This is a genomic window from Pseudomonas rhodesiae, from assembly GCF_013285305.1.
GTDB lineage: Bacteria > Pseudomonadota > Gammaproteobacteria > Pseudomonadales > Pseudomonadaceae > Aquipseudomonas > Aquipseudomonas rhodesiae.
Map to the genome: position 1 here is coordinate 3,844,956 of NZ_CP054205.1, position 11,654 is coordinate 3,856,609.

General features: G+C 61.4%; 11 protein-coding genes. 10 read left to right on the plus strand and 1 reads right to left on the minus strand.

Annotated features, from left to right (window positions below):
* Positions 1-220: 220 nt before the first annotated feature.
* The 3 genes from hydA to preA all read left to right on the plus strand — a co-directional run bounded on the left by hydA (position 221) and on the right by preA (position 4,449).
* Complete coding sequence (hydA, locus tag HRH33_RS17305; protein ID WP_167417910.1) at positions 221-1,660, plus strand: dihydropyrimidinase; 1,440 nt, start codon at positions 221-223, stop codon at positions 1,658-1,660.
* Positions 1,661-1,807: 147 nt separating this feature from the next.
* Positions 1,808-3,175: an NAD(P)-dependent oxidoreductase gene (locus tag HRH33_RS17310; RefSeq protein ID WP_167417911.1), complete on the plus strand. Its 1,368-nt coding sequence runs from the start codon at positions 1,808-1,810 to the stop codon at positions 3,173-3,175.
* Complete coding sequence (gene preA, locus HRH33_RS17315; RefSeq protein WP_034098881.1) at positions 3,175-4,449, plus strand: NAD-dependent dihydropyrimidine dehydrogenase subunit PreA; 1,275 nt, start codon at positions 3,175-3,177, stop codon at positions 4,447-4,449. The genes HRH33_RS17310 and preA overlap by 1 nt, the downstream gene beginning before the upstream one ends.
* 120 nt (positions 4,450-4,569) lie before the next feature.
* Here the strand turns inward: preA and HRH33_RS17320 are convergent, their stop codons facing one another.
* Entirely contained in the window at positions 4,570-5,190 is a 621-nt protein-coding gene (locus HRH33_RS17320) for a TetR/AcrR family transcriptional regulator (RefSeq protein ID WP_034138650.1), read from the minus strand.
* Between the two features lie 116 nt (positions 5,191-5,306).
* Here HRH33_RS17320 and copC point away from each other — a divergent pair, with 116 nt between their 5' ends.
* The 7 genes from copC to HRH33_RS17355 all read left to right on the plus strand — a co-directional run bounded on the left by copC (position 5,307) and on the right by HRH33_RS17355 (position 11,653).
* Complete coding sequence (gene copC / locus HRH33_RS17325; RefSeq protein WP_034098885.1) at positions 5,307-5,672, plus strand: copper homeostasis periplasmic binding protein CopC; 366 nt, start codon at positions 5,307-5,309, stop codon at positions 5,670-5,672.
* Positions 5,673-5,675: 3 nt separating this feature from the next.
* Complete coding sequence (gene copD, locus HRH33_RS17330) at positions 5,676-6,533, plus strand: copper homeostasis membrane protein CopD (protein ID WP_167417912.1); 858 nt, start codon at positions 5,676-5,678, stop codon at positions 6,531-6,533.
* A gap of 324 nt (positions 6,534-6,857) precedes the next feature.
* On the plus strand, positions 6,858-8,120 hold the full coding sequence (locus HRH33_RS17335) for an OprD family porin (protein WP_167417913.1): 1,263 nt from the start codon (positions 6,858-6,860) through the stop codon (positions 8,118-8,120).
* Between the two features lie 194 nt (positions 8,121-8,314).
* Positions 8,315-9,133, plus strand: a complete 819-nt coding sequence (locus tag HRH33_RS17340; RefSeq protein ID WP_040268787.1) for an NAD-dependent epimerase/dehydratase family protein — start codon at positions 8,315-8,317, stop codon at positions 9,131-9,133.
* A 30-nt stretch (positions 9,134-9,163) separates the two neighbouring features.
* Entirely contained in the window at positions 9,164-10,039 is an 876-nt protein-coding gene (locus tag HRH33_RS17345) for an SMP-30/gluconolactonase/LRE family protein (RefSeq protein WP_167417914.1), read from the plus strand.
* A gap of 50 nt (positions 10,040-10,089) precedes the next feature.
* Complete coding sequence (locus HRH33_RS17350) at positions 10,090-11,061, plus strand: TRAP transporter substrate-binding protein (RefSeq protein ID WP_167417915.1); 972 nt, start codon at positions 10,090-10,092, stop codon at positions 11,059-11,061.
* A 64-nt stretch (positions 11,062-11,125) separates the two neighbouring features.
* Positions 11,126-11,653: a TRAP transporter small permease gene (locus tag HRH33_RS17355; protein ID WP_034138656.1), complete on the plus strand. Its 528-nt coding sequence runs from the start codon at positions 11,126-11,128 to the stop codon at positions 11,651-11,653.
* Position 11,654 lies beyond the last annotated feature (1 nt).

The following is an 11,654-nucleotide window of genomic DNA, read 5'->3' on the forward strand; positions in this document are numbered from 1 at the left end:
TGGTGAACGCCCGCTACATTTTGGTGATTTCAATATTTTTTACTTAAATATCAATATCTTATTAACAGAATAAGCTTATAAAAAATATCCTTGCCCAATCGAAAAACTCGGGCTAGTTTCTATTCCTGTCACCGCTGTCAGGAATAACACCTGACCTCGGCACGTAGCATTACAACACTTAGAACTGGCACAAGCCGGTCAAGCCTGTGAGGAACTCGACATGTCGCTGTTGATCCGTGGCGCCACCGTTATTACCCATGATGAAAGTTACCGCGCCGATGTTTTATGCGCAGGCGGTCTAATTCGCGCCATTGGCTCTAACTTGGACGTCCCCGCCGGCACCGAAGTGCTCGACGGCAGCGGCCAATACTTGATGCCCGGCGGTATCGACCCCCACACCCATATGCAACTGCCCTTCATGGGCACTGTAGCCAGCGAAGATTTTTTCAGCGGCACGGCGGCGGGTTTGGCCGGTGGCACCACGTCGATCATCGACTTCGTGATTCCCAACCCGCAGCAGTCGTTGCTGGAGGCCTTCCACCAGTGGCGTGGCTGGGCGGAAAAATCGGCGGCCGACTACGGCTTCCATGTCGCGATCACCTGGTGGAGCGAACAGGTGCGCGAGGAAATGGCCGAGCTGGTCAGCCACCACGGCATCAACAGCTTCAAGCACTTCATGGCCTACAAGAACGCGATCATGGCGGCCGACGACACCCTGGTCGCCAGCTTCGAACGCTGCCTGGAACTGGGCGCGGTCCCCACCGTGCATGCGGAGAACGGCGAGCTGGTGTATCACCTGCAACGCAAACTGATGGCCCAGGGCATCACCGGGCCGGAAGCGCACCCGCTGTCTAGGCCGTCCCAGGTGGAAGGCGAAGCGGCCAGCCGGGCGATCCGTATCGCCGAAACCATCGGCACGCCGTTGTACCTGGTGCATGTGTCCACCCGGGAAGCCCTGGATGAGATCACCTACGCCCGTGGCAAGGGCCAGCCGGTCTATGGCGAAGTCCTTGCCGGCCATCTGTTACTGGACGACAGCGTCTACCAGCACCCCGACTGGCATACCGCCGCCGGCTACGTGATGAGCCCGCCGTTCCGTCCACGCGGGCATCAAGAGGCGCTTTGGCACGGTCTGCAATCCGGCAACCTGCACACCACCGCCACCGACCACTGCTGCTTCTGCGCCGAGCAAAAAGCCGCCGGGCGCGACGACTTCAGCAAAATCCCCAACGGCACCGCCGGGATCGAAGACCGCATGGCGCTGCTGTGGGATGAAGGGGTCAACACCGGCCGCCTGTCCATGCAGGAGTTTGTTGCGCTGACCTCCACCAACACCGCGAAGATCTTCAACCTCTACCCCCGCAAAGGCGCGATCCGCGTGGGCGCCGACGCCGATCTGGTGCTGTGGGACCCACAGGGCACGCGCACCATTTCCGCCAAGACTCACCACCAACAGGTCGACTTCAACATCTTCGAAGGCAAGACCGTGCGCGGTGTGCCGAGCCACACCATCAGCCAGGGCAAGTTGGTCTGGGCCGATGGCGACCTGCGCGCCGAGCGCGGTGCCGGGCGCTATGTGGAGCGGCCGGCGTATCCGGCGGTGTTCGAGCAGTTGAGCAAGCGGGCTGAGCATTCCAGGCCAATTGCTGTGAAGCGCTGAAACCGTCATCGGGGGCAAGCCCCCTCCCACACTTGAATGTATTCACAATCAAAATGTGGGAGGGGGCTTGCCCCCGATAAGGCCAGTACAAGCAACAAAAAATGCCCACTTAGAGGCAATCCAAAAAAAAACCGTGAGGCCACCACCGTGATCCAGACCCTGACCCATCTCCCCCATCCCGTTGAGGATGGCGCGACCCTCGCCAGCCATTTCACCGACCTGGCGCCGCCGCTCAATGCGCGCCAGGCCCACCTGGAAGCCTCGCGCTGCCTGTATTGCTACGACGCGCCGTGCGTGAACGCGTGCCCCAGCGAGATCGATATTCCGTCGTTCATCCGTAATATCCACACCGATAATGTGCAGGGCGCCGCGCAGAAGATCCTTTCGGCCAACATCCTCGGCGGTAGCTGCGCGCGGGTCTGCCCCACCGAGATCCTGTGCCAGCAAGCCTGTGTCCGTAACAACGCCGAAGAGTGCGCACCGGTGCTGATCGGCCTGTTGCAGCGCTATGCGCTGGACAACGCCCACTTCAGCGAACACCCCTTCCAGCGCGCCGCGCCCAGCGGTAAACGTATCGCCGTGGTCGGCGCCGGGCCGGCCGGTTTGGCCTGTGCTCATCGCAGCGCCATGCACGGGCACGATGTGGTGATTTTCGAAGCGCGGGAAAAGGCCGGCGGCCTGAATGAATATGGGATCGCCAAGTACAAACTGGTGGACGACTTCGCCCAGAAGGAACTGGATTTTCTCCTGCAAATCGGCGGCATCGAGATCCGCCATGGCCAGCGCCTGGGGGCCAACCTGACCCTGAGCGAACTGCACCAGCAGTTCGACGCGGTATTCCTCGGCCTCGGCCTGGCCGCCAGCAAGCAACTGGGCCTGCCCCACGAGGACGCCCCCGGCCTGCTCGCCGCCACCGATTACATCCGCGAATTGCGCCAGGCCCAAGACCTCACCCAACTGCCCGTGGCCGACCGCTGCATCGTGCTCGGCGCCGGCAACACCGCTATCGACATGGCCGTGCAAATGGCCCGCCTCGGCGCCCGCGACGTCAACCTGGTATACCGCCGTGGCCTGGCGGACATGGGCGCCACCGGCCACGAGCAGGACATCGCCAAGGCCAATCAGGTGCGCCTGTTGACCTGGGCCATGCCCGAAGAAGTGTTGCTGGACGACCAAGGCCGTGTGCGGGGGATGCGCTTTGCCCGCACCCAGATGCACGACGGCCGCTTGCAACCTACCGGCGAGACGTTCGAGCTGGCCGCCGATGCAATCTTCAAAGCCATCGGCCAAGGCTTCGACGGCGACGCGCTACACGATCCGTTGGCTCAACAACTGCACCGGGTGGGTGGGCGAATCTTCGTCGACGAGCACCTGCGCACCAGTATTCCCGGGGTGTATGCCGGCGGCGACTGCGTCAGCCTTGGTCAGGACCTCACCGTGCAGGCGGTGCAACATGGCAAGCTGGCCGCCGAGGCCATGCACGCTCAACTCATGCTGAATGTGGAGGCTGCGTAATGGCCGATCTCTCGATTGTGTTCGCCGGTATCAAAGCCCCCAACCCATTCTGGCTGGCCTCCGCGCCGCCCACCGACAAAGCCTACAACGTGGTCCGCGCGTTCGAAGCGGGCTGGGGCGGTGTGGTATGGAAAACCCTGGGCGAGGACCCGGCGGCGGTCAACGTGTCGTCCCGCTACTCGGCCCACTTTGGCGCCAACCGCGAAGTACTGGGCATCAACAATATCGAGCTGATCACCGACCGCTCGCTGGAAATCAACCTGCGGGAAATCACCCAGGTGAAAAAGGATTGGCCCGACCGCGCGCTGATCGTGTCGTTGATGGTGCCTTGCGTGGAAGCGTCGTGGAAAAACATCCTGCCGTTGGTGGAAGCTACCGGCTGCGACGGTATCGAGCTGAATTTCGGTTGCCCCCATGGCATGCCCGAACGCGGCATGGGCGCGGCGGTGGGCCAGGTGCCGGAATATGTGGAACAGGTGACACGCTGGTGCAAGACCTATTGCTCGTTGCCGGTGATCGTCAAGCTCACGCCCAACATCACCGACATCCGCGTGGCGGCACGGGCGGCGTATCGCGGCGGGGCAGATGCGGTGTCGCTGATCAACACCATCAACTCCATCACCAGCGTCGACCTGGAGCACATGGTTGCCCTGCCGACCGTCGGCACCCAGAGTACCCACGGCGGGTACTGCGGATCGGCGGTCAAGCCGATCGCCCTGAACATGGTCGCAGAAATCGCCCGCGATCCGCAGACCCAAGGCTTGCCGATCTGCGGCATCGGCGGCATCGGCACCTGGCGCGACGCCGCCGAGTTCGTGGCCCTGGGCTGCGGCGCGGTGCAGGTGTGCACGGCGGCGATGCTGCATGGGTTTCGCATCGTCGAAGAGATGAAGGACGGGTTGTCGCGCTGGATGGACAGCCAAGGCTACACAAGCCTGCAGGATTTTTCCGGGCGCGCGGTGGGCAATACCACGGACTGGAAGTACCTGGACATCAACTACCAAGTCATCGCCAAGATCGATCAAGCGGCGTGTATTGGCTGCGGGCGCTGCCACATCGCTTGCGAAGACACCTCGCACCAGGCCATCGCCAGCCTGAAACAAGCGGACGGCACGCATAAATACGAAGTGATCGATGATGAGTGCGTGGGCTGCAACCTGTGCCAGATCACCTGCCCGGTGGCCGATTGCATTGAGATGGTGCCCATCGACACGGGCAAGCCATTTTTGAATTGGACGCAGGATCCGAGGAATCCGTACAGGGAGGCGGTGTAGCCCTTCTGGCCTCATCGGGGGCAAGCCCCCTCCCACATTCGACCGAGTTTGTCTGAATGAATGCGATCAAGTGTGGGAGGGGGCTTGCCCCCGATTAGGCCCCAAGCCCCACCACGATACTCAAGGCTCCAACCCAATCCCCCGCAGAATCACACTGGTCACTGTCTGAATCGCCTTCTCGAATTGCCTGTCCGACAACGGCTGGTGATCATTCAGAATCGTCACTTGGTGATCGAAGTCGGCGTAGTGCTGGGTCGAAGCCCAGATCATGTACAACAGGCTCGATGGTTCCACCGGCAAAATGCGTTTGTCTTCCACCCACTGGCGAATTTTCGCTTCTTTCATCTTGGCCCAGTCGTACAGGCTTTCGTCCAACGCCTCACCCAGGGTCGGCGCGCCGTGGATGATCTCGTTGGCCCAGACTTTCGAGCCGTACGGCCGTGTACGCGAGCGCTGCATCTTGGCGCGGATGTAGCTGCTTAGCACCACCCGTGGGTCGTCAAAGGTTTCAAAGCTAAGGGCGTCCTGTTTCCACACGTCCAGCAGGTCGAACAGCACAGCGCTGTACAGCTCGCTTTTAGTGGTGAAGTAGTAATGCAGGTTGGAGCGCGGCAGTTGCGCTTCTTCGGCGATGTCGGCCATGGCGGTGCTGCCATAGCCTTTCTCGGCGAAGATTTTCTCCGCCGCCAGCAGGATCTTTTCGACGTTTGCCCGGCGAATGCCACTCTTGTGATTGCCCATAAGGGCTCCCTGACAACAACATGGCCTAAAGACTACCATCGGCTCTAGATCGCGGCGACAGGCGCATTCGAAACTTCGTACACTGCGCGCTTCTCTCTTTGATTGGGTATTGCACCATGTTGATCAAGAAAGCCCTGACTGCTGTCGCCCTGCTCGCTTCCCTGCTGGGGGCTTCGGCAGCATTTGCCCACGCCCACCTGAAAAGCGCCAGCCCAGCAGAGGACAGCACCGTCACCGCCCCCAAAGACCTGCGGCTGACGTTCAGCGAAGGCGTCGAGGCCACGTTCAGCAAGGTTTCGCTGAGCAAGGACGGTACTGAAGTCGCCATCAAAGGCTTGGAAACCCCGGACGCCAATAAAAAAATCCTGGTGGTCACACCGGCCGCGCCGCTGGCGGCCGGCACTTACACCGTCGAGTGGCATGCGGTCTCCGTCGACACCCACAAAAGCGAAGGCACTTATCGCTTCAAGGTCGGCCAATAACCCATGGCCACCCTGCTGGTGCTGTGCCGGTTCGTGCATTTTATGGTGGTGTTGCTGATGTTCGGCGCTTGTGCCTTCAGGCCCTGGCTGCTGGGCAAAGACACGCAGCCGGCCTTGGAACGCACGTTGCTGCGCCTCACCCGTGGGCTGGCCTGGACGGCGCTGGTATCCGGCGTGGCTTGGTTGCTGCTGATTACCGCAAGCATGGCCGGCAGTTGGGACGCCGCACTGCAGCCCGGTACCGTGGGCCTGGTGCTGGGCAAGACGTTCTTCGGCCAGGTGTGGGTCTGGCATCTGCTGCTGAACCTGCTACTGGTGATCGCCCTGATCAAGCCCTGGCCGGCGCTACGCTTGCCGCTGCTCGCGCTGTTGCTGGCCACCCTGGCCCCGGTAGGCCATGGCGCCATGCTGGACGGCCTGAACGGGCGCCTGCTGATCCTCAACCAAGTGGTGCATCTGTTGTGCGTCGGCGCCTGGCTGGGTGGGTTGCTGTTGCTGGTGCTGATCCTCAGGCAAGCGCAGCGTCACCGGCTGGAGCCGATCCTCAGGCGTTTCAGCGGCGTCGGCTATGGGCTGGTCGCCGGTTTGCTGGTGAGCGGGTTGATCAACGTGCGTGTGCTCACCGGGCAACTGTGGCCAACGCCATTGTTCAGTGGGTTTGCGCTGATTCTATTGATCAAGGTGATGCTGGTGCTGGGTATGTTGTGCTTGGCACTGCTGAACCGGCTGCGTCTGGATAGCGGCGAACAGCAGTTGGCCGGTTTGAAAGGCAGCGTGATGCTGGAGTGGCTGCTCGGTGTTTGTGCCGTAGCGGCCGTTTCGGTGCTGGGCACCTTGCCGCCGATGGTCCTGGCTGGCTGAAATGCGGGAGCGGCGGTGCGACGATTCGACTTGCCTGCGATAGCCATAGGTTTCTACACAGGTCTTAGAGGCTGACACATAACTCTGTGCTGAGCAGGCTCACCACAGCAAGCTCGCTCACCACAACAAACCCGCTCACCACAACAGTCTCAAGGGATGTTTTCACTGATACCCGTGCCGCCCCCTTCCACATTGACCTTGCGCACCTTGGTCATCGTATAACTTCTGCTTGACACTCCAGGAAAACCCCGCAAATATTCGCTCCAATGTTGTACGACGACGTATGACAAATAATAAAAACAACAAAAGAAAGGGAGCGTCACTGTGAGTCAATTCGCCCGCAATTCCTGCGTACGTCTGGGCCTTGTCGGCCTCGGCAGCCTGAGCATCACCCTACCCTTCGCCGCGCACGCCGACGGCTTTGTCGACGACGCCAAGGCCACGCTCAACCTGCGCAACGCCTATTTCAACCGTAACTTCACCAACCCGGGCAACGCCCAGGGCAAGGCTGAAGAGTGGACGCAGAGCTTCATTCTCGACGCCAAGTCCGGTTACACCCAAGGCACTCTCGGCTTCGGAATTGACGTACTGGGCCTGTATTCGCAGAAGCTCGACGGCGGCAAAGGCACCGGCGGCACCCAGTTGCTGCCGATCCACGACGACGGTCGCCCCGCCGACAACTTCGGGCGCTTGGGCGTAGCGCTGAAAACCAAACTGTCGAAGACCGAACTGAAAGTCGGCGAATGGATGCCGGTGCTGCCGATCCTACGCTCCGACGATGGTCGCTCACTGCCGCAAACCTTCCGCGGTGGCCAGATCACCTCCAATGAAATCGCCGGCCTGACCCTCTACGGCGGGCAATTTCGCGGCAACAGCCCACGCAACGACGCGAGCATGGAAGACATGTTCATGAACGGCAAAACCGCGTTCAAGTCGGACCGCTTTAACTTCGGCGGCGGCGAATACACCTTTAACGACAAACGCACCCAGGTCGGCCTGTGGTACGCCGAACTGAGCGATATCTACCAACAGCAATACGTCAACCTCATCCACAGCCAACCGCTGGGCGACTGGACCCTGGGCGCCAACCTCGGTTTTTTCAACGGCAAGGAGGACGGCAGCGCCCTGGCCGGCGACCTGGATAACAAAACCGCGTTTGCCCTGCTCTCGGCCAAGTACGGCGGCAACACGTTCTACGTGGGCCTGCAGAAACTCAGCGGCGACAGCGTGTGGATGCGCGTCAACGGCACCAGCGGCGGCACCTTGGCCAACGACAGCTACAACTCCAGCTATGACAACGCCAAGGAAAAATCCTGGCAACTGCGTCACGACTTCAACTTCGCGGTGCTCGGCGTACCCGGCCTGACCTTGATGAACCGCTATATCAGCGGCAGCAACGTGCACACCGGAACGATCACCGACGGCAAGGAATGGGGTCGCGAATCGGAACTGGCCTACACCGTGCAAAGCGGCGCACTGAAGAACCTCAACGTGAAATGGCGCAACTCCACGATGCGTCGGGACTTCAGCACTAACGAGTTCGATGAGAACCGGATATTCATCAGCTACCCGATCTCGTTGCTCTAAAGCTTGCCGAACCTGAACACTAACGCCCACCCCATGTGGGAGGGGGCTTGCCCCCGATGACGCGGGTCAGCCGATACTGCCTTTGCTGACCCACCGCTATCGGGGCGAGCCGAATCGACGTTGACAACCAGGGACTCCCTAACAATACTTCGACATAGTCATACGACAACCTACAACAAAAATCTGGAATGCCCATGACCACCACCACCCCAGCTCCCTTCCATCGCCTGCTGCTTACCGGTGCCGCCGGCGGCCTGGGCAAAGTCCTGCGCGAACGCCTTCGCCCCTACGCTCAGGTGCTGCGCCTGTCGGACATCGCCGAAATGGCCCCCGCCGCCAACGCCCAAGAAGAAGTGCAGCCCTGCGACCTTTCCGACAAACAGGCCGTGCATCACCTGGTTGAAGGCGTCGACGCGATTCTGCATTTTGGCGGCGTGTCAGTGGAGCGTCCGTTCGAGGAGGTCCTCGGCGCGAATATCTGCGGGGTTTTTCATATCTACGAAGCCGCCCGTCGCCATGGCGTCAAACGGGTGATCTTCGCCAGCTCCAACCATGTGATCGGCTTCTACAAGCAAGACGAAAAAATCGATGCCCACTCCCCGCGCCGCCCGGACAGCTACTACGGCCTGTCCAAGTCCTACGGCGAAGATATGGCGAGTTTTTACTTTGATCGCTACGGCATCGAAACCGTCAGCATCCGCATCGGCTCCTCGTTCCCCGAGCCGCAGAACCGCCGGATGATGCACACCTGGCTGAGCTTCGATGACCTGACCCAACTGCTCGAACGCGCCCTGTACACGCCCAACGTCGGCCACACCGTGGTCTACGGTATGTCGGACAACCTCGACACCTGGTGGGACAACCGCTACGCCGCGCACTTGGGCTTCGTGCCCAAAGACAACTCCGAAGTGTTCCGCGCCCAGGTCGAAGCCCAGCCGCCGGTGGCCGACAACGACCCGGCCAAGGTCTACCAGGGCGGCGCATTCTGCGCGGCTGGGCCGTTTGGCGACTGAGCGTTTACCAATCCAAGGGAATGAGTGGCCATGACTGCTGAATTAATCGTCGACGCCCGCAATGCCGTGGGCGAATGCCCGGTATGGGTGCCGGAGGAAAACGCGCTGTACTGGGTCGATATCCCCCACGGCGGCCTGCAACGCTGGAGCGCCCAGAGCGGTGAAGTACAGCGCTGGAATGCCGACACCATGCTCGCCTGCATTGCGCGCACCGAAACCGGCGGCTGGGTCGCGGGTATGGAGAGCGGTTTTTTCCAACTCACCCCCCGAGCCGGTGGGCATCTAGATACCCAACTGCTGGCCGGCGTAGAGCACCCACGCCCGGACATGCGCATGAACGACGGCCGCTGCGATCGACAAGGGCGTTTCTGGGCCGGCAGCATGGTGCTCGACATGGGTGCGAACGCCGCCGCAGGCATTCTTTACCGCTACGCCGGTGACGGCGCGGCCCATGCCCAACTGGACGGTTTCATCACCCTTAACGGCCTGGCGTTCAGCCCGGACGGGCGCACGATGTACGTCTCGGATTCGCACCCATTGGTGCAACAGATCTGGGCCTTTGACTACGACGTCGACAGCGGCACGCCGTCCAACCGCCGAGTATTTGTGGACATGCACAACCACCTCGGCCGTCCGGATGGCGCAGCGGTGGATGCCGATGGCTGCTACTGGATCTGCGCCAACGACGCCGGTCTGATCCACCGTTTCACCCCCGAAGGTCGCCTGGACCGCTCCCTGAGCGTGCCGGTGAAAAAACCCACCATGTGCGCCTTTGGCGGCAGCCGCCTGGAGACCTTGTTCGTCACCTCGATCCGGGATGACCAGGGCCCCCAGTCGCTCGCCGGCGGCGTGTTCGCCCTCAACCCCGGCGTCACCGGATTGCCGGAGCCCACCTTCGCCCTCTAGCTGCATCGCTGTGCCTTGAATACAACAATAACAAGACAGGAGTGACCCCCATGGACTTCAAACGCACCTTGCTGGCCGCTGCACTTCCCCTCAGCGTTCTTCTCAGCAGCGCCGCCCAGGCGCTGGAAATCAAGTTCGCCGACGTTCACCCCGCCGGCTACCCCACCGTGGTCGCCGAACAAAACATGGGCAAGGCCCTGACCCAGCAAAGCAACGGCGAACTGACCTTCAAGTACTTCCCCGGCGGCGTGCTGGGTTCGGAAAAAGAAGTGGTCGAACAGGCCCAGGTCGGCGCCGTGCAGATGACCCGCGTCAGCCTCGGCATCGTCGGCCCGGTGGTGCCGGATGTGAACGTGTTCAACCTGCCATTCGTGTTCCGCGACCAGGCACATATGCGCAAGGTTATCGATGGCGAAATCGGCGATGAGATCCTCGCCAAAATCACCAACTCCGAGTTCGGCCTGGTGGCCCTGGCCTGGATGGACGGCGGCACGCGCAACCTCTACACCAAAAAACCGGTACGCAAGCTTGAAGACCTCAAAGGCATGAAGATCCGCGTGCAAGGCAACCCGCTGTTCATCGATGCCTTCAATGCCATGGGCGCCAACGGCATCGCCATGGACACCGGCGAGATCTTCAGTGCCCTGCAGACCGGGGTGATCGACGGCGCGGAAAACAACCCGCCGACAATGCTGGAACACAACCACTTCCAGAACGCCAAGTACTACACCCTCACCGAGCACCTGATCCTGCCCGAGCCCATCGTGATGTCGAAAATCACCTGGAACAAGCTCACCCCTGAGCAACAGGTGATGGTGAAAAACGCCGCCAAGGCCGCCCAGGCCGATGAGCGTGTGCTGTGGGACAAAAAGTCCGCCAGCAGCGAGGAAAAGCTCAAGGCCGCCGGCGTGGAATTCATCACCGTCGACAAAAAACCCTTCTATGACGCCACCGCGCCGATTCGCGCGAAATACGGCGCGGCCTACGCCGACATCATCAAGCGCATCGACGCCGTTCAGTAACCCTCCCCTTCCCTGACAAGGCCCGGCGCGGTCGACATCGACGCGCCCGGTTACGGTGAACGCCATGAAGAATTTACTGCTGCGCATCAACGACCGCATTTACATGACCTGCATCTGGGTCGCCGGCCTCGCGGTACTCGGGGTCGCGCTGATCATTCCCTGGGGCATCTTTGCCCGCTACGTCCTCGGCACCGGCTCCAGCTGGCCGGAGCCCACCGCCATTCTGCTGATGCTGGTATTCACCTTCATCGGCGCCGCCGCCAGCTACCGCGCCGGCGCCCATATGTCGGTGGCGATGATCACCGACCGCCTGCCTCCCGCCCAACGCCGCCTCGTCGGTATTTTTACGCAACTGCTGATGGGCAGTATTTGCCTGTTTATGACGGTCTGGGGCGCCAAGCTGTGCGTGTCGACCTGGAACCAATTCATGAGCGCCATCCCCACCCTGCGCGTGGGGATCACCTATATGCCGATCCCCATCGGCGGGCTGCTCACGCTGATATTCGTAGTGGAGAAGCTCCTGCTCGGTGACCAAAGCAACCGGCGCGTGGTGCGCTTCGACCTGGTGGAAGAAAGCGAAGGGGCTGCCTGAT